Source organism: Algoriphagus winogradskyi (assembly GCF_900182815.1).
GTDB classification, from domain to species: Bacteria; Bacteroidota; Bacteroidia; order Cytophagales; family Cyclobacteriaceae; genus Algoriphagus; species Algoriphagus winogradskyi.
The window spans coordinates 574712-594016 of the sequence record NZ_FXUA01000001.1; the positions used below are offsets into that span (position 1 = coordinate 574712).

Below are 19305 nucleotides of genomic sequence, written 5' to 3' on the forward strand. Positions count from 1 at the left end.
CTATTATTTACCTAAACTGTAGGCTTTGAATGAGGAAAAGAAAACTAGGCCATACCCTACCGCGAGCATGAGGTGAAAAGGTAACATCTCGAACGTGCTCCAATAAATATGAAGGCCAACCATGCCTGAAAAAACCAGCATCAAAATTCCTTCCATCCAGGTAGTTGCAGGGATTTTGAACTTGAGGTAGTGATTGCTTTCTAAGCCAGATCCGCTTTCGAGATTGAATTTCGGAGTACGGATAAAAGGTGATTTTTTACCTGAAAGGCCTTCCCAAACTGCCTGTGCATTATGCAAAGCCAATCCCATAGAAACTGAAAGGAATAGAGGCAACATATAGATCGCTTGAATGAGACTTCTTAAGAAACTTCTCTTTTCGTAGAAATACGCAACCAAATAGACTCCAGCAATGATTACAAAACCTATCATGAATATACCAGCAAGTCTAAATAGATTGGCGGAAATCATTCCCTGCATTCCAGCCCACCACACACCAATACTACTTAAACTCACCAAAAAGATTGCGATAAAAAGGCTGCTATTGAACAAATGAGCCATCGCATGTATCTTGATCCCGAAAGGCAAATCTTCCCCCAAAACTGCTTTTGCGTGCTTTCCAGCACACTCGGCACCTCCTTTTGTCCAGCGAAACTGCTGAGACTTGACTGCCGACATAATCGGAGGGAGCTCAGCCGGAGATTCAATTTCTGGTCTGTAGACAAATTCCCATCCTTTGCGCTGCGCGCGATAACTCAAATCCAAATCCTCTGTAAGCGTATCGTCTTGCCAGTCTCCCGCATCTATAATGCAGGACTTGCGCCAAATGCCGCCAGTCCCATTGAAATTGATAAAGGCATGTTGACTATTTCTACCGATTTGCTCGATCAGAAAATGTGCGTCTAAAGCAAAGGCCTGCAAGCGGGTCAATAGAGAATAATTTTTATTTAAATGTGTCCATCGCGTCTGCACCATTCCGACTTTTTCTGAAGAGAAATAAGGGATCGTTTTGATCAGAAATTCAGGATCAGGAACAAAATCCGCGTCAAAAATCGCAATGAATTCTCCGCTTGCTTTTGCCAAACCCTCCTTCAAAGCTCCGGCTTTAAATCCAGTCCGATCTGTCCGATGAATGTATTTGAAATTGATGTCTGGAAACTCCTGAATTTTCCTCTGAATAAGCTCAGCAGTCTGATCAGTACTATCATCCAACACTTGGATTTCTAGCAAATCTGATGGATAATTCATTTTAGCGACTGCCGAGATCAGGCGATCCACCACATACAGCTCATTGAAAACAGGAAGTTGAATGGTGACTTTCGGCCAAGTTTCCGGAACCGGATGAGCCACTTTTCCCAGGTATTTTTTTGAGCGAAGAAAGCTCAAAAGCAAATGCCCTTGAGCAAGGCTGTAAAGGAAAATAAACAGCATTCCCAGGGCATAAATCCCAATCAAAATATATAAGAAGATCATTTACGCATTTATCTTGATGGAATCATTTCCAATAATTATTGGCATTTCATTGATTCGATTTTCGGTTGAGCCATTTTCCAATTTCAGCACCCCACGCGGGCAAACTGATGAACAAACTCCACATCCTACACAGCTAGATCTGACGATTTCCTGTCCACGCTGTGCATACCAGCGCACATCAATTCCCATTTCGCAATGCGTAGAGCAATTGCCGCAAGAGATACACTGACCTCCATTGGTAGTGATTCTAAACCTGGATTTGAAGCGCTGAACTAAGCCTAAATAAGCAGCCAAAGGACATCCAAATCTACACCAAACACGGTTGCCCATGAATGGATAAAAACCAGTTCCGACCACGCCCGCGAATACCGAACCAATCGCAAAACCATAGAACGAATGTAATTGGTTCGTGACATTCCCCAAAAGCGCAAAACCAGAAAAGTAATTAGCTATGGTCAAAGCTGTCATCAGCACCGCCAAAACCAATACACTGTGAATAATAACCCGCTCATATTTCCAAGCCTTCAAGGATTTGTCAGAAAGTTGGCGATAGGGATCTCCAAGCGTTTCAGCTAATCCTCCACAGCCGCAAACCCAGGAGCAATACCATCTTTTGCCAAAGAAATACGTGAAAGTCGGCACTCCAATTACGATGAGCAAAATCCCCCAAATCAACATAAACAACCCTACTCCACCCGAACTCAAAAAGGTATCGATCTGATAATCGTAGAAGAAATCGTAATCAAGTGGCCAGATGTTTTTGAAATCAAAATAGGGCTGATTGAGTAAAACGAGAATTTCCGGGATCAAAAAAGCAAAAGCTGTCTGGAAAAACATCACCGATGCCGTGCGAAGTTGCTGGTACTTATTGCCTCTATACTTTCTAAACATCCGCACTCCCATCACGATGATTGCAAGTGTGTAAATCGTACCGTAGAGGAACCACTGACTAGCAGGATTACCACTTAGAATCATACTCAGCGGAGTTACCATCCAGACTTGATTCACGATATAGGCTGGAAACCAATACAAAATGATGTAGAAAAGAATCAAATACGCTCCAGTTATCATTCCCATCCATCCACGGTTTTTCATTGAGGAATGGAAAATCCCGTTATTTTTGACTCCTGCAGGTTCATCTTGATACTTCGGAAGATTGTACATCAAGCCACCTAAAACCGCAAGTCCGATTGATAAACCGAAGAAAAGCCATGGATTATCCCTCACAGAGCTACTCAAAGAACTTTGCGCTAGCGGAAAACTGTAATCATCCCAGATCACCTCATCCCACTTTGATTCTGCTTTTAGAGCTTCGTTATACTCATTGAAATTTTCATTGTAGGCAGAAAGAAATGAGAAGTTGGATGAATAAGTATCACCATACATTGGCGTAAGAATCTCAGCCATTTTCTCCTGATGGATATCCTTTGTATTGGCCAGAACTTGTTCTTCGGTGAGAGTATAATCTCCTAAAAAGGGCATAACTGTGAATACAGCTAATCCAATCAAAAACAATCCTATACCAACAATTTGAATCATCTTCATACGCTTGCTCCGAATAGTTTTTGGATAAATGATTTTTTGGAAACTTTGACATTTCCTCCGAATTGGTCTTTAAAAGCCTTTTGAATTTCAATATAATAAGGCGCGAAAAACTCAGGATCGAAATTGGCTTTATCAAGTTGGGAAATCACCTTAGCTCCATCCCACTTTTCTTTAATAGCTTGATCAAAAAACTCATGTCTAAGTCTAAAACCGAAATTATTTACACCAATAATTTTATTCTGCTTATCCATGAGCATTCGGAAAGCCACTTTGCCTCCTGCGTGCTCCCAATAAAAAGATTTCACATTTTCGGAATCCCATTGCGCAGGGACTGTGCCGTAGGTCTGGTATTCAATATCCAGAAATTTGGCTGAGTTAAACCAAATCCCAGGCTGGTAAGTAACTTCTTTACCTGCCAAAATGTAGCCCAATGTTTCTCCATGCATTCTGCCCGTATACCAAACTTGTTCCACCTGCTTACGGTCTGCAGCCGGTGCCTCATGAAACTCGGCGCAATCCCCGATGGAATACACATTTGGAATATTGGTCTGAAAGCCGAAATCTACTTTTACTCCCCGATTGACTTCCAATTCAGTGTTTCTTAGAAAATCTATATTTGGAGTCACACCGGCAGTCAATCCAACAAACTGGCATTGGATTTCTTCTCCTGATTTCGTTCTGATTGCTTTTACCCGGGCATTTGGATCGGAGATAATCTCGTCTAATTCCTCCTTTAGTCTAAGATCGATATGATGCTCTCGCATGTGGCGACTTACCAATTCTGACTCTTCTTTTGGCAAGATATTATTCCAAAAACCAGCTTCTCTTACTAGAAAGGTCACCGGGATCTTCTTGTAAGCAAGCATTTCGGCCATTTCAATACCGATCAAGCCTCCTCCTACGATCACCGCACGTTCCACACCGGATTGGGTGTTTTTCTCCATCAGCTCTAAATCCTGCTTGGAATACAAACCTTGCACTCCTTGCAGATCCTCACCAGGCCAGCCAAACTTATTAGGCTTAGAACCTGTGGCAATTACAAGCTCATCGTAACTCAAATTTTCTCCTGATTTGAAAAGAAGAGTCTTAGCAGTAAAATCAATTGACTTGACCCAGGCCTCTTTCAATTCGATTCTGTTTTTCTCCCAAAACCAATTCTCGTAAGGCTGAGTGTGCTCAAATTTCATGTGGCCCATGAACACATACATCAAGGCTGTTCTGGAGAAAAAGTACTTCGATTCACCTGAAATCACGGTAATCCTTAAAGATTCATCAAGCTTCCGTAGCTGGCGAGCACAGGTAATTCCTGCTATTCCATTGCCTATGATGACCACATGGCGATTTGAACTCATTGGTTGGGGGTTGAAATAAGACTCAATTTGAAATTTACCAAAAACTTGGTTCTATTCGTTCAGATTCCAATCATAATCCAAATGAGACACTTTTGCATCTAGCTTAATTTTGACTTTACTATACTTATTTAAAAAGTCAATTAGGCTCCCATTCTTGGTGAAATCACCTTTGAACCAGGAGAAAATTGAAGAAATCTGAATAGCATTTGGGGTGATTTTATTTTTGGTGGAGTCGTTGATAAACCCTTTGGCTACTTTATCCAATTGGGAATCGATTGTTTGGGCTTCGAACGCTTCATTCAGCAATGGTGGACAGGAAACAGAAGCGCAATTAATCGCAAAGTGGATTCTAGGTTCTTCAAATTCTTTTCTCAAAATAGAATGCTCAATTTCATCCAAACTGGATTCTTGGCCTCCTATTGAGAAAAACTTGTAATGCCACACATCTTTGATCATCGGGATCTTCAATTTTGGCCCAAGATCCTTGATGCTTTCCACTGGATAATTATCCACAATTAATTTCACGGTGAAGGCATTATATGCATTGATCCAATAGGCCAATTGCTCTTCTTTTGACCAATTTTTACGATCTGGAGCATTTTCACTCAGACTTTTCACATAGGATTCAAGTTTCGCTTTTTCTTTGATAAATCCCTTGTAGTTCACCTTTCCATCCGCGCTCACGTTCGCCTTAAGCAATTCATTCCAAGCTTTATGACTTGGTGGAGTGGTTCCAGCTATTCCTGGGACTGAACTTTGACAGCTAAAAAGTATAATACTCAGCAGGACGATTATATGTGATTTTAGATTTTTCATTTGATATTGTTTTGAACTGATTTACGATCAGAGCCCAAGTAAAGATGTAGGGAAATAGAAATAGGTCGCGGACAAGACCAAAAATGGCAATTAATAAACCTTTTCTCCCTTATTCAACCAAATACCCCAGGATTTGGAATAGGTATGCACTTGATTTGTGGGAAATCCTTCGTGGAAAATTGGTCTTTCTTCGTTTGCCCATTCTATCAGTCCTCCATATAAATTGTATACTTCGCTAAACCCCGCTTCTTTCAGTTTCTTACCTATTTCTTGAGATCGGGCTCCCACAGTGCAATAGACTAAAACGGGCTTATTTTTATCTAACGAAGCCAATTTCTTCATTGAAAAAGTTTCGTAACCCACCCAGTTTGCACCCTCAAGATGACTGACAGCAAATTCTTCTTTTTCACGGGTATCGAGGACTTGATACTTATTTAAATCTTCTATCTGATCCGGTTTTAAAACTGGAAAACCGGGATCGTAAAGTGTAGAAAGTAAAACTTTATATGCTATGGATTGCGCATGAGCCTTGGGTGAAATAGCCCACATACTTACAACTAAAATCAGGGCAAGAAAGAAGGGAGTGATAAGTACTTTCATACTGCATCAACTCCAAAAACCTTGTGGCTGTTCATTTCAGCCATAAAAATCAGAAAGCTTTACTAATCCATTTTTATCCAAAATGATGATCTTCTTGCCTTTGAGTTCGATAAGCTTATCTTTTTTGAATTCAGATAATAGTCTAATAACTGATTCTGTAGCAGTACCAATTAAACTTGCCAATTCCTCACGACTCAGCACCAAATTAATCTGCTGTGGTTCTGATCCATCCAGTCCATAGGTGCTGGCAAGTTGCAAAAGTAGATATGCCAAACGCTCACGAATACTCTTTTGCGAAGCATCTACGAGCTTTTCTTCCATCACTCCGATTTCATGGCTGAGCGCTTTGGTGAGTTTGGTGAAAAATGGTCCGTTGCTAATGACGGTTTTGAGGAAAGACTCTTTGGGTATAAAACAGATTTTGGCATCCTCAATCACCATAGCTGAGTTACTGTAATTTTCCTCCCCAAGTAAAGCCGAATAACCTAGAAGTCCGCCTTTATTAGTTAGATGAATAATCTGCTCCTTGCCATTAGATGCAGTTTTATAAACTTTTACCACACCGGAATTCACACAATACACGCCCAAAGGTTTTGCTCCTTCGTAATAAAGCATCTGGCCTTTGCGATGTGAAATCATATTTTTATTGTCCGAGATATTGCAGGCTTGCTCTTCTGTAAGGTCGGAAAACATGGAGAATTTCCGGCTGGCACAAAGATCACAGGGGTGAATGGAAGAATTCTTGGACATACTCAAATAATATGATTTCAGATACTGCGAGGATACTTCTCGCAGGTAAATTTACAACAAAGCATTTAAACTGGAGGTTCAGGGAAAGTTTTCTCTTGAGTAAACTTCTCTGTAGAGGTATTAAAGCTCAGGCAAATATGCTGGAGTCCATTGCTAATGACCAAAAAAGGAGTCTTTAATTCCTTATGGTACATGCATGCTTGCTCTATTGTTTTTTGCGATAGTTTAACCTTAGGCGCCTTGCATTCGATCAGCAAATAGGGTTTGCCATTGGTATCCCAAACCACCAGATCTGTACGTTTCAAAAGTTTGTTATAGACTAAGGCCTTTTCCAACGCTAAGAGCCCTTTTGGGAATTTCAGCTGAGTGATCAGAAAATTAATCCAGTGCTGACGAACCCATTCTTCAGGCGTGAGCACTAATTGCTTTTTGCGAAGCGCATCAAAGACCCACATTCTTCCACCTTTCTCTTGAAGGTGAGGCTCGAAATGAGGGAGATTAAGTTTAGGTAACTGTATTTGATCCAGATTAGAATCCATGTGTCAAAGATGGCGAAAATCGCTCAGTTGGGAAAAGTAGATTTATTGACCTAGTCAAAATCTAAATAAGGGGAAATTTTATCTATCCATTCCTCTTTAAAAATCTTGATTCGTTTCAAATCATCCGAAGAATGAAAATTTCCATGCTGCTTACGAAAAGCTATCAAAACCTTAGATTCTGAATAACTGAAATAAGGATGCTTGCCAAGCTCATCGACTTCAACTTGATTGATTTTTACTTTTTTAAAAATAGCAGGTGAAAAATCAAAATACTCCCAGATGGCATCGATTGTTTCTGGTTTCAAGCCATAAACTTCAGTGAGTTGATTTTTGCTGTGAAGACCACCCAAACTCTCCCGAAACTTAACAATTCTGCTTGCTGTGCTTTGCCCAATACCTGGTACTATCTGTAATAATACCGAGTCAGCTTCTGAAAACGGGATACGCTTTAGGTTATCGAGCTGCTTCTCATTTGACTTTTTGATAATTGTGTCCTCAGGATTGAAAACTGGGTATGGAGAACTCACGAGGACTACTCCCGAAGCTTCTAGACTATCCAATGTTGCCAAATACTGAAGATGGAAATCCTCAGCAGCGCCATTTCTAAGTTCTTTTAGAATCCTAGTAGATAAAACCAAGAGTAACAAAACTGGAATAAGCATCACAAATCCTCGTGATTCCTTTCTCGAAAACCCCAGGTAAATTTTAAGCCAATAAAAAAATCTAGCGTTCATAGTACTTGAAAAAAAATGATGGAACTATTCAACTAAATATAAGTTACTAGTTTTAGATTAAGTTTTCAATAGCTCCAATAAATTTGAAAAAAGAGAACTAGCTTATTTAGATAGATTCCAAATTAACAGATCCTTCCACAAAATGGGCACTTCCCGTGCGTATGTCTGTTAAATTTGTAGCCCAAGCTTAAGTATGATGCAAGTCAATTTTAGAGCCCTCAGTTTATCCCACAAAAATGCACCTGTTCAAATCAGAGAAATCATTTCTCTAGACGAAAAGGCCGTACACGGTATCTTGCTGAAAATCAAAGACTTTTTTAACTTAAATGACACATTAATACTTTCCACTTGTAACAGAACGGAAGTATACTACAGTCATGATCAAGATATCAGTACGGAGCTTATCAAGCTAATTGGGCTTGAAAAAGGACTGGTTGATATCGTTAATTACCTGGAGTATTTTGAGGTCATAAATGATGATCGCGCTGCAATTCGACATTTGTTTCGTGTTTCCATGGGTCTGGAAGCTCAAGTCGTAGGTGATATTCAAATATCAAATCAGATCAAAAGAGCCTATCAGGCATCTGCGGATCTGGATATGACAGGACCATTTCTTCATCGTTTGATGCACACGGTCTTTTTCACCAATAAGCGCATAGTGCAGGAAACAGCATTCCGAGATGGAGCAGCATCTTTGTCTTATGCAGCCATTGAATTGATTGAAAGCTTAACTTCGAACACCTTCGAACCAAGAATTCTATTAATCGGTGTCGGCGAAATCGGTGAGGATGTGGCTAAAAACATGGTTCATCTCCCATCCGCAAAAGTCAAAATCACGAATAGAACCTTATCCAAAGCAGAGCCAATTGCTGCAGAAATGGGCTTCGAAGTAGTGCCTTTTGAGAATTGTTTGGACGCAATGGAAGAAGCTGACGTGATCGTATCGTCTATTCAGCGTTCTGAGCCATTTATCACTAAGGAATTGGTGAAGAAATTTCAGATCAATAGCTACAAATTACTAGTGGATCTCTCTGTGCCGAGAAGTATAGAAACATCCGTTGAAGACGTACCAGGCGTAATACTATATAATGTAGATAACATCAGAAGTAAGGCATCTGAGACACTGGAAAAAAGATTGGCTTCAGTTCCAAGGGTAGAAGAAATAATAGAAGAAAGCATCAAAGAGTTTTTCGATTGGAAAAAGGAAATGATCGCTTCTCCTACTATCAATAAGCTTAAGCAATCTTTGGAACAAATCCGTCAGGAGGAAATGGCGAGATTTATGAAAAATGCGGATAAAAAAGAATATGCCGTGATTGACAAAATCACCAAAAGCATGATGCAAAAAGTCCTCAAAGTACCAGTGGTACAACTTCGGGCCGCATGCCAGCGTGATCAAGCAGAGGAAATGATCCAAATCATATCCGATCTGTTTGATCTAGAAAGAGTAAAAACAGAGTAGTTATCGCTAACTTATCTAATAAAAATGACCAAAGGATTGAATCAAACCTTTGGTCATTTTACCTTTAGGACCATTCCGAAAAAACCACATACAAATGCATAAAAATTTTACGTTAATCGTAAGCCTCTTTCTTACTTTTTCTATATCTAAAGTTGCTCATTCTCAATCCTGGGAGGTATATAACACCAATATTCAGCTACAGTCACGCCTGATTTATGATAACATTGATCTGCTGAGTGAAACAGTGAAAATTGGTAAAAAAGGGAATGAACTTTCTTTGCTCTCTACTGACTTGAGGCCGGCCGTTTCCTTAGTAGGAACTGAAGTGTATCAATATCTGGAGCCATGGATTCTTGTCAAAGGACCAAAAGGAATCGGAGCATTTCATGAATATGGGCAGCAGGTTTTGCCATTGGAATACGAAAAAATCCAAACCTACTTCAATATGCTTTTGGCAAATAAAGGGAATGAGTATTGGTTGTTTGAGCGAGGAAAAAACAAAACCACCTATCTCGGGGAATTAGATGAAGCCAAAATCACCAATACAGGTTTGATCATTGTGCGAAAGGGAAGTGAATATTCTATGCCCTTATCTTCCAATCCTGATAAGGTTTTCGATTTACTCTCAGATAATGAAGGCGAGTTTGTCTTGGCTAAAGAATCTAGTGGTTTTGGATTGATCAATAGAGAAGGTAACTACGTTTTGGAGCCTATCATTCAAACATTAGAGCACACTCACGGTAATTTCTTTTATGGATTTAACCAAGATCAGTATTTACTAATCGAAGGAAATGACATCAAATCAAACATTCGATACAATTCATTTCATAAGATCACTTTCGAAAATGATATCATGCTGGAATACATTCACGGCAAACTTCGTCGTGTGATGGAAGACGACGGGATTTTGCTGGATGATGTAGGTATGACTAAAGTGGAAAAAACTGGTAAAGACTTGTATGCAGTTTATTTTCGTGACGATAAATTAGGATTGCTAGGTAAAAAAGGATGGTTGGTACAACCTATGCTTGATGTAGAAGAAATTAAACGGGGCAGCGAAGGGCTTTTCCCTGCAAAATCTAAAGGTGCGTATGGTTTCGTTAATTCCAAAGGCACATGGGTCATCAAACCTCAGTATGTGGAAACGACATTATTCTCAGAGAATATTGCGGCATATAAATCAAGCTTAAACTGGGGACTGATCAATTCTACCGGCGAGCTGATATCCGACGCTGTTTGGGAAGAGATCAAGCCTTTTCAGAAGGGATTTGCGATAGCAAAAGCAAACAGCAAATATTTCCTTCTTAACACTTTTGGATCACCGGTAAATACTGAAGGATTCGATGATATTTACCGTACTAGTGATGGGTATTTTATGGTAGAAAAGTCTGGAAAAACGGGTCTTCTTGATAGTGAAGGAACTGTAGTTATTCCTGCAGAATTTGAAGCACTACGAAGAGAGCGAAAGAATTTCATTGTAGCTCAAAAAGATGGACTTTCGGGTATCATTGATGAAGCTGGCGAAGTCATTCTGCCTTTGGCCTACGAAGAGATATTGATTGATTTTGCGAATGGTCAGATTCTCACAAAAAATAAATTTGTTCCCACGGTGATTCAAACCGTTGAGGAAACTAGTAAGAAAAACAAAAAAGGGGCCTAAGCCCCTTTTTTTATTTTTTCTCGTTTTTGCCTTTGGTAGAATCTTTCGATTCAGAGTCCGAGTTGGCTATGGATTCCCTCATAGAAGTATCCGACTGGATGTTTTCCATTTTATAATAGTCCATCACACCAAGTCTCCCACTTCGGAAAGCTTCTGCTAAAGCTTTTGGAACTTCAGCTTCAGCTTCTACCACTTTCGCTCTCATTTCCACATTTCTAGCTTTCATCTCCTGCTCTAGAGCTACCGCCATAGCACGTCTCTCTTCTGCTCTTGCCTCAGCTACTTTCAAATCAGCTGATGCCTGATCGATTTGTAATTTCGCACCAATGTTTGTTCCTACATCGATATCAGCGATATCAATCGAAAGAATCTCGAAAGCTGTTCCTGCGTCCAATCCTCTCTGAAGAACGAGCTTGGATATTTTGTCGGGATTTTCCAGGACACTCTTGTGTGTAGCAGCCGAACCGATAGAAGTTACAATACCCTCTCCTACTCTGGCAAGAATCGTTTCTTCACCGGCTCCACCTACCAACTGAGCAATATTTGCACGCACAGTTACTCTGGCTTTTGCGATCAATTGAATCCCATCAGCAGCCACTGCGGCTACATTAGGAGTATTGATCACCTTTGGGTTTACCGAGATCTGAACAGCTTCAAAAACATCTCTACCGGCCAGATCAATCGCAGTCGCCTGCTTGAAGGTCAAATTGATATTTGCTTTATCTGCTGAGATCAAAGCCCGTATCACGTTAGGAATATTACCACCTGCCAAATAATGAGTCTCGAGTTCTCCAGTAGTCAGTTGCAATCCAGCCTTTGTCGCAGTAATGAGAGAATTTACTACGACACCTGGAGGGACTTTTCTAAATCTCATTCCAACAAGCTCAAGTAATCCTACTTTTACATTGGAAAAGATTGCAGTTATCCAAAGTCCAACTGGAACAAAATACAAAAAGACAAATAAGACAACGATTGCTGCCACAGCAGCAATTAAAATAAACATTGAACTTGATGGATCCATAAAAGGCTATTTTACTATGATTTTATTGTTTTCAATTTTTATTATACTTATTATTTTTCCTACCTCAATGAACCCATCTTCACTTTTAACCTCATAGATTTTTTCATCAAACGTAGCTTTTCCAATAGGTTTTAAATCTGAAATTGCTTTTCCTGGCATTCCAATTTGTAGAGCATCTGTTCTTCCGTCAAATGCTCCTCCTTCCAATTTTGACTTTAGAGAAAATTTACTCCAAATCCCTGAGGTAAATCCATACCATATCACTACCACATTAAATATAACTGTAATCCCTACAATCCACATTGCAGTATTAAAGTCAAAGGAAAGATATGCATAATAAATTCCAACCAAACTGACAACTAGTCCAACAACTCCTATTACGGTTGTCCCAGGAAGAAGAAAAACTTCAATCATGAATAGTACTAATCCAATAATCAAGAGGCTGGAAAGTATGAAAATTGTCATGGGCGCAGGAAAATTTAATTTCCTAAAATACAAGTTTCCTTGATACCCTTAACTAAATAAAACAAAAAAAGCCCGGATAATTCCGGGCTCTTAAATCAATATGCTTTTGCAAAGAGGACTCTTCCTTTAGAAGGCTTGCCTGAATAGACACAAACTCCCTCCTCCTCTTTCCTGTCCAAAGGAATACATCTAATCGTGGCTTTAGTGAGATCCTTGATTTTCTCTTCTGTCTCAGCAGTACCATCCCAATGAGCAGATAAGAATCCTGTTTTCTCCTCTAATACAGATTTAAACTCATCCCAAGAATTAACTTCAGTAGTCATTTCAGATCTGAAATTTAAAGCCTTAGAATAAATCGTAGCCTGAATTTCCTCAAGCATGCTAGAAATTTTCCCTGAGATTGGCTGAGATACCAATTCAAATTGCTCCTTTGTCAACGTATCTCTTCTGGCAATTTCAATGGTACCATTTTCCAAATCTCTAGGGCCGATGGCAATTCTAAGCGGAACACCTTTCAATTCATGCTCTGCAAATTTGAACCCTGGCTTATGGGTATCACGATTGTCATATTTGACAGAAACCCCAGCTTTGCGAAGCTCTGCCATGATTTCATTTGCCTTTTCAGTTATCGCATCAAACTCTTCCTCTTTTCTGTAGATCGGTATAATTACGACTTGTATTGGAGCCAATTTCGGAGGCAATACTAATCCATTATCATCTGAGTGAGCCATGATCAATGCTCCCATCAATCGTGTACTGACACCCCAAGAAGTACCCCATACATATTCCAGACCACCTTCTTTAGAAGCGAATTTGACATCAAATGCTTTGGCGAAATTCTGTCCTAAGAAATGTGACGTACCTGCCTGAAGCGCTTTGCCATCCTGCATCAATGCTTCAATACATAAAGTATCATCTGCACCTGCAAAACGTTCAGTTTCTGTTTTTCTTCCTCTTACTACTGGCAAAGCCATAAAGTCTTCGGCGAACTGAGCGTAGACATTCATCATTTGCAAAGTTTCTGCTTCAGCTTCCTTTTTAGTTGCGTGCGCGGTATGACCTTCTTGCCAAAGGAACTCAGTAGTCCTTAAGAATAGTCTAGTTCTCATTTCCCAACGAACAACATTCGCCCATTGATTTACTAATAATGGAAGGTCTCGGTAAGACTGAACCCAATTCTTATATGTACTCCAAATAACAGTCTCTGAGGTAGGACGAACAATTAATTCCTCGTCCAGTTTTGCTTCTGGATCAACAATTACACCGCTACCATCTTCAGCATTTTTTAGTCTATAGTGAGTGACTACTGCACATTCTTTTGCAAAGCCTTCAACATGACTAGCTTCTTTGCTTAAAAATGATTTTGGTATGAAAAGGGGAAAATAAGCGTTTAAATGACCTGTCTCCTTGAACATGCGATCGAGTTCAGCCTGCATTTTCTCCCAAATAGAATAGCCGTAGGGTTTGATGACCATGCATCCACGTACTGCTGAATTCTCTGCCAAATCGGCTTTTTTTACTAATTCATTATACCAAAGCGAATAATCCTCGCTTCTCTTAGGTAGTCCTTTACTCATTGTGATTGGTTGAGATACAGATTATAGTTAAATTTGCTTAACTTATGCGGGGCAAATATAAAGTAAAAAGTATAACCCTTCACCCAGGTGCCCGTATAAGAAAGTAACAATTAAACTTCTACTATGAAGAATTCCGTAATACTTACAACATCATTAATCTTAGGATCGCTTTCACTCGTCTCCTGTAGCACTAATAAACTAGCTACAAGTGATGGTGGTGATAATTTGTATTTCATGGCCTCTGATGCTAAAATAGCAACTGAGTATGCGGTGCAAAACAATAATCGCGAGCAATTCCAGACACTCTCATCTACGGAAGCAGTTCCTCAGGAAAGCTTTAGTTCGAGAAATGTTAATCCTGATTACATTGCCAGGTATCAATCCGAAGATCTATCTTCAGATGATGATATAGTCTATTTTGACGAAGGAAGTGAAGAAACAGGAGAAGCAGATATTAATGCTTACGATAATTACCGAGTAAATAATACTGGCTCAAATTTCAATTCCAATACAGCTTTTAATATGGGGTTGAACATGGGAATGGGTATGATGTATGGAATGAATCCATGGAGCATGGGTGGTTTCTATAATCCATATATGGGCTTTGGTTTCAGACCTGGTTTTAGCATGAATATTGGTTTCGGATTTGGATTTGGTAACCCTTACATGAGACCAGGATTTGGTTATGGTGGGTTTTATGATCCATGGAGTCCATGGGGAATGCCAATGTACGGAATGGGTGGTTTTGGATATCCTATCTATGGAATTCCAATGTATCCAGGAAACCCAATCTATGTGCTTCCTGGCGGAGAATACGGAGATAGACGTGTAGTAAGAGGATCTCGAGGCACCCGTGGTTCATCTCTAGCTGCATCTTCCAGAATTGCTGGAGTTTCCAACGCTGCTTTACAACCAAGCACAGCAAGAGCACAAGCTAGAAGAGATGTTTTAAATAATAATGCTTCTTCAAGAAGAGTAATTTCTAATTCAGATAATTCAAGAGTTTCTGCACGGGATTTCAGTTCCTCACAAAACGATTACTATAATTCATCGGCACGTGAAGGAAGCACTAGAAATGTTAATTCTGCCGCAATGAATAGACCCGTCTCTAGAACGAGAAGTGCTATGCCATCAGCAAGACCAAGTATTGGAACGAGCAATTCACGTTCGATCAACACGGGCAGAAGTGGATCATCTGTAAGAACTACATATCCAAATTCTTCTACAAGATCTACTAGTCCTTCTTATAATAGAAGTAATGTTCCGTCAAGAACCTCGTCTCCATCTTATAATAGAGGTACTACAAATACTAGAACCGTTACGCCTACTAGAACTGTAACACCATCAAGAAGCAGTATGCCTACTATGAGTTCACCAACTAGAAGTTCTGGCTCAACTGGAGGTGCTACTACCAGAAGTACAAGCGGCGGAAGTTCAAGCCGAGGTGGTAGAGGAAATTAAAAAACTATAAATATTTACCAATCATAGGGCAGTGTAATCACTGCCTTATTTTTTTCTAACCAATTATTGGCTTACTCAAAAATCTTTGTGTTAATGAGTAATTTTGAAGAAAGAATAAAGATATAGTAACATTTTCATCTACTTATTACGTTTATTTCTTACACCCAAATCAAATCTAAATGAGAATATCCATTCTGGTTTTATCCTTTTGCCTTATTTCGTCCTCTTTAGCTGTAGCTCAAAGTGGATACTATGAAGATGCTTACAGATTTAGTCTAGTTAAACCCGCTGGTACAGCCAGAATAATGGGAGTTGGCGGAACTCAATGGTCACTTGGTGGTGATGTTTCCAACATTGCAGGTAATCCTGCAGGCCTCGGCTTCTTCAGATCTTCTGAAGGTAGTCTCTCCGTAGGCTACGCAGATTGGGGAGTAGAGACAACTCACTTAGGTCAAAACAGAAATTATAATACGACAAATTTTTCCTTGCCGAATTTAAGTTTTGTTATAGCAAAACCTAAAAGTGAATTTGACAGAGGAGCATTCAAAGGTGGATCATTTGGAATAAGCATTCAAAGAATAGCCAATTTTAATACCGAGTATGGCTTTTTTTCTGACCAGCCAGGCGAAACCTCCATTATTGATTTCTATCTTCAGGATGCTAATGGATTTCCTGAAAATCAAGTTGCCAATTTTGGTGTGACAGGTATGGCTTATAACACCTATCAAATTAATCCAAGGCTAGATAGTAATGGAAATGCCATCGTAGGAGAATATGAGCCAATTAATGGTTTCATTGCTCCCTTTCAAGATGAAAACATCACTCAAGAAGGGAGTTCCAGTCAGATCACCTTCGCTTATGGAGGCAATTTCAACTATAAATTATTCATTGGCGGGTCTGTAGGGATAAGAACATTAAATTTTAATTCCAGAAAGATCTATAATGAGGAATTTCCAGAAGGCCCTCTGCTTAACACCAACCTTCAAGAAAATCTTTACATCAATGGTGGAGGCGTAAATATTAATTTAGGTGTCATTTATAAGCCAATCGATTATCTAAACCTAGGTTTTACTTTACAGACCCCTACCTGGTATGCCTTAAATGATGAATACAGCGCAAGTATGGTCGCTAATTATGATAATTACAATTATGAGCCAGAAGACATTGTTCTTGGACGTGTAGAGGATTTTACCGATATAATTGTCAGTTCCTATAACTTGAATACTCCATTTAAAATAGGTGGTGGAGCTACAGTTTTCTTGGGGAAAAATGGATTTATTTCAGCTGATGTTGATTGGGTTGATTACAGTGCAGCCAGACTCAATTCAAGAGATTTTGACGAGGGGCCTGATAATTTAGAAATCCAAAACCTCTACACCAGCACAATCAACTTCAGATTTGGAGCAGAGTTCAAAGCAAGTAATTTCAGATTTAGAGGAGGGTATGGATATTATGGTGATCCTATTCTAGGGTCAGATTACGATAGAAGTACCCAACAGATTAGTGGAGGAATAGGAATGAAAATTAATAGATTGAATCTTGATTTTGCTTTAGTGAATCAAAAATTCAACACTCTTTATTCGAGCTATCAGGTCTTAGATAATCAAGGGAATAATATCGGGCCAATTACAGAAATCAAAAATAATCTCATTAATGGAGTTCTAACGCTTGGCCTCAGCTTTTAAGCAATCGAATCAATTCTGAAACCAAAAGCTCAGCGGAGAAATCTTCTCCGCTGAGCTTTATTTTTGATTGGCGATAGAAATAATCTCTTTCCACTAGCAAACTTTTCAGCTTCAACGTGATTTCACTTTGATCCATACCAGAGAACATTGGCCTATTTTGAGCTTTGGCCAAGCCTAATCTTTTAGATATTTCTTCTAAGGGTACATCAAGGTATACAGATACTGATTTCTCATTAATCAGATCCATGTTATCATTAAAACAAGGACATCCACCACCGGAAGCTAGAACATAGGATTCCTCTCTATTTAAAAAATTTCCTAAAACTTCAGTTTCCTGTCTCCTAAACTCTCCTTCTCCATACCTAGAGAAGATGTCAGGAATACTCATTTGTGACCTTGCTTCAATCAATGTATCCAAATCATAATAAGGGAATTTCAATACAGAAGCAAGTTGCTTTCCAAATGTACTTTTGCCCGATCCAGGAAGTCCAACTAAAACTATTTTAAGATCTTTGCCCATTTTCACTTCATAAATAGATCTAGCACCTCACTGGCATCTGGAGTATTATTATGATGAAATTTTGCCAACACTTCACCATCTTTTAAAACCATAACCCCTGGATTGGATCTAATCATGGTTTTCACTACAGTAGCATCAGCTTGTAATGAAAGTACATCCCAAGCTCTAGAGGAAGTGAAATTCTGAATTTCATCCTGAGAGGCTGCTGCTACAAAAACGAGCTGAACGGGTGATCCTGCGAGGGATTTCACTAATTGATCAATCTCTGGTAAATTCGCATCACTCATTTTGGCCATGCTGCTTACTAGGATCAAAACTTTGTTTCCAGTGAAAACTTCTTCAGAAAAATCACCTTCATCGTTCCAAACTGCAAAGTCTGAAATCTTTGGTAAAGCATCTGGGTTTTTCAAATTCATCTCTACAAATTCCAGGCTTTCATCTGAAGGATATTGGTCGAATGTAACGAGCTCACCATTTTTTTTCATAACATATGAATATTCTAGCGTAGCTGAAGGCTGCATATTTTGAGGGATATTTACTCCCACTTTATAAGCTCTAAAATCTATAAAAGGCAAATTTCTAACAGCTGTAATTGCAAGTACAAAGCATAAAATTAAGGCAGACATAGTCACAACTTTTGCCCACTTTGGAGAACTTTTTGGTAAATCATCCTTGAACAAAAATAAAATCCCGATCAGTACAACTAGTATTAAGTCCTTATAAAAAGATTCCCAGGGGGTGAGTTTAATAGCATCACCAAAGCACCCACAGTCTGTCACTTTATTAAAATAGGCGGAGTAAAAGGTGAGAAAAGTGAAAAACAAAATCATCAGTGACAGCGCCCAGACGGTGAATTTTGTTCGAACTCCAAGGATCAGCATAATTCCTAACACCACTTCTAACACCACTAAAAAAATCCCCAACTCCAAAGCAATAGGTTTTAGATATTCAAAAAAAACAGCTATATCATTGGAGAAAACATCAAAATACTCTTCGAGTTTAATAGAAGTTCCAACCGGATCATTGACTTTAATCAGCCCGGAAAAAATAAAAAGGCCTCCTACAATAAATCGAATAACCCATAAAAACCCTTGCTTAACCATGGTAATTTAATTTAATCAAACAAAACACTGCATAATTGATCATATCCTGATAGTTAGCTTCAATACCTTCAGACACCAAAGTTTGACCTTGATTATCCTCTATCTGTTTGGTTCGAAGTAATTTCATTAATATAATATCTGTAATTGAGCTAATCCGCATATCACGCCAAGCCTCCCCGTAATCATGGTTCTTATTCTCCAAAAGACCGCGTGTTTGACTTACCCAGTGATCATAAGCAGGTTCTAATTCCTCGAAAGGAATCTCCATTCGCTCGTCTTTTAGATAACTTATCTGAAGCAAAGCAATCAGACAATAATTTATAATTCCAACAAAATCATCTTCAATCGGATCATTTACCTTTTGATTTCCTTTTTCTTGAATCGAGCGAATTCTTTGTGCTTTTATAAAAATCTGATCTGTAATAGAAGGTAAGCGAAAAATCCTCCACGCTGTACCATAATCTATAGTCTTCTTACGAAATAGTTCTTTACAACGGCTGATAACTTCCTTATATTCGTTACTCGTTTGCGTCTCCAAAGTCTTT

18 protein-coding genes are annotated in these 19305 nt (G+C 39.2%); 4 read left to right on the plus strand and 14 right to left on the minus strand.

Features of this window, described 5'->3' with window-relative positions:
• Positions 1 to 3: 3 nt before the first annotated feature.
• The 8 genes from QOL76_RS02480 to QOL76_RS02515 all read right to left on the minus strand — a co-directional run bounded on the left by QOL76_RS02480 (position 4) and on the right by QOL76_RS02515 (position 7806).
• Positions 4 to 1470 (minus strand): cellulose synthase family protein, encoded by a 1467-nt coding sequence (locus QOL76_RS02480; RefSeq protein WP_283411441.1) that lies wholly within the window; start codon positions 1468 to 1470, stop codon positions 4 to 6.
• Positions 1471 to 3015 carry a 4Fe-4S binding protein gene (locus QOL76_RS02485; RefSeq protein WP_283411442.1) on the minus strand — a complete coding sequence of 515 codons (1545 nt, stop codon included), beginning with the start codon at positions 3013 to 3015 and terminating at the stop codon, positions 1471 to 1473.
• Entirely contained in the window at positions 3012 to 4367 is a 1356-nt protein-coding gene (locus QOL76_RS02490) for an NAD(P)/FAD-dependent oxidoreductase (protein ID WP_283411443.1), read from the minus strand. The genes QOL76_RS02485 and QOL76_RS02490 overlap by 4 nt, the downstream gene beginning before the upstream one ends.
• Positions 4368 to 4418: 51 nt before the next feature.
• On the minus strand, positions 4419 to 5183 hold the full coding sequence (locus QOL76_RS02495) for a DUF547 domain-containing protein (protein ID WP_283411444.1): 765 nt from the start codon (positions 5181 to 5183) through the stop codon (positions 4419 to 4421).
• A 90-nt stretch (positions 5184 to 5273) separates the two neighbouring features.
• Complete coding sequence (locus QOL76_RS02500; protein ID WP_283411445.1) at positions 5274 to 5783, minus strand: rhodanese-like domain-containing protein; 510 nt, start codon at positions 5781 to 5783, stop codon at positions 5274 to 5276.
• Positions 5784 to 5819: 36 nt separating this feature from the next.
• On the minus strand, positions 5820 to 6533 hold the full coding sequence (locus QOL76_RS02505) for a Crp/Fnr family transcriptional regulator (RefSeq protein WP_283411446.1): 714 nt from the start codon (positions 6531 to 6533) through the stop codon (positions 5820 to 5822).
• Between the two features lie 65 nt (positions 6534 to 6598).
• Positions 6599 to 7072, minus strand: coding sequence for a type I restriction enzyme HsdR N-terminal domain-containing protein (locus QOL76_RS02510; protein ID WP_283411447.1), 474 nt, complete (start codon positions 7070 to 7072; stop codon positions 6599 to 6601).
• Between the two features lie 50 nt (positions 7073 to 7122).
• The gene (locus QOL76_RS02515; protein ID WP_283411448.1) at positions 7123 to 7806 is read right to left on the minus strand and encodes a ComEA family DNA-binding protein; all 684 of its coding nucleotides are present in this window, start codon (positions 7804 to 7806) and stop codon (positions 7123 to 7125) included.
• Positions 7807 to 8002: 196 nt separating this feature from the next.
• Here QOL76_RS02515 and hemA point away from each other — a divergent pair, with 196 nt between their 5' ends.
• Together hemA and QOL76_RS02525 are read left to right on the plus strand one after the other, a co-directional pair.
• A complete protein-coding gene (hemA, locus tag QOL76_RS02520) occupies positions 8003 to 9268 on the plus strand; it encodes a glutamyl-tRNA reductase (RefSeq protein WP_283411810.1) in 1266 nt (421 codons plus the stop codon).
• Between the two features lie 94 nt (positions 9269 to 9362).
• Positions 9363 to 10928 (plus strand): WG repeat-containing protein, encoded by a 1566-nt coding sequence (locus tag QOL76_RS02525; RefSeq protein WP_283411449.1) that lies wholly within the window; start codon positions 9363 to 9365, stop codon positions 10926 to 10928.
• Positions 10929 to 10938: 10 nt separating this feature from the next.
• On the opposite strand, the gene floA is transcribed toward QOL76_RS02525, so the two are convergent.
• The 3 genes from floA to proS all read right to left on the minus strand — a co-directional run bounded on the left by floA (position 10939) and on the right by proS (position 13991).
• Positions 10939 to 11949, minus strand: coding sequence for a flotillin-like protein FloA (gene floA / locus QOL76_RS02530; RefSeq protein WP_283411450.1), 1011 nt, complete (start codon positions 11947 to 11949; stop codon positions 10939 to 10941).
• A gap of 6 nt (positions 11950 to 11955) precedes the next feature.
• Positions 11956 to 12414, minus strand: coding sequence for an NfeD family protein (locus tag QOL76_RS02535; RefSeq protein ID WP_283411451.1), 459 nt, complete (start codon positions 12412 to 12414; stop codon positions 11956 to 11958).
• 95 nt (positions 12415 to 12509) lie between these two features.
• Positions 12510 to 13991, minus strand: coding sequence for a proline--tRNA ligase (gene proS, locus QOL76_RS02540; RefSeq protein WP_283411452.1), 1482 nt, complete (start codon positions 13989 to 13991; stop codon positions 12510 to 12512).
• A gap of 123 nt (positions 13992 to 14114) precedes the next feature.
• Here proS and QOL76_RS02545 point away from each other — a divergent pair, with 123 nt between their 5' ends.
• Positions 14115 to 15452 (plus strand): hypothetical protein, encoded by a 1338-nt coding sequence (locus QOL76_RS02545; RefSeq protein WP_283411453.1) that lies wholly within the window; start codon positions 14115 to 14117, stop codon positions 15450 to 15452.
• Positions 15453 to 15631: 179 nt separating this feature from the next.
• The gene (locus QOL76_RS02550; protein ID WP_283411454.1) at positions 15632 to 17137 is read left to right on the plus strand and encodes an OmpP1/FadL family transporter; all 1506 of its coding nucleotides are present in this window, start codon (positions 15632 to 15634) and stop codon (positions 17135 to 17137) included.
• On the opposite strand, the gene QOL76_RS02555 is transcribed toward QOL76_RS02550, so the two are convergent.
• From QOL76_RS02555 to QOL76_RS02565, 3 genes are read right to left on the minus strand one after another with little or no spacing between them, the layout of a single operon-like run.
• A complete protein-coding gene (locus QOL76_RS02555) occupies positions 17127 to 17657 on the minus strand; it encodes a shikimate kinase (RefSeq protein WP_283411455.1) in 531 nt (176 codons plus the stop codon). The two genes, QOL76_RS02550 and QOL76_RS02555, sit on opposite strands and share 11 nt — an antisense overlap.
• A gap of 2 nt (positions 17658 to 17659) precedes the next feature.
• Positions 17660 to 18760, minus strand: a complete 1101-nt coding sequence (locus QOL76_RS02560; RefSeq protein ID WP_283411456.1) for a BT_3928 family protein — start codon at positions 18758 to 18760, stop codon at positions 17660 to 17662.
• Positions 18753 to 19298 carry a DUF1599 domain-containing protein gene (locus tag QOL76_RS02565; protein ID WP_283411457.1) on the minus strand — a complete coding sequence of 182 codons (546 nt, stop codon included), beginning with the start codon at positions 19296 to 19298 and terminating at the stop codon, positions 18753 to 18755. Before QOL76_RS02565 ends, QOL76_RS02560 begins: the two co-directional genes overlap by 8 nt.
• Between the last annotated feature and the right edge of the window lie 7 nt (positions 19299 to 19305).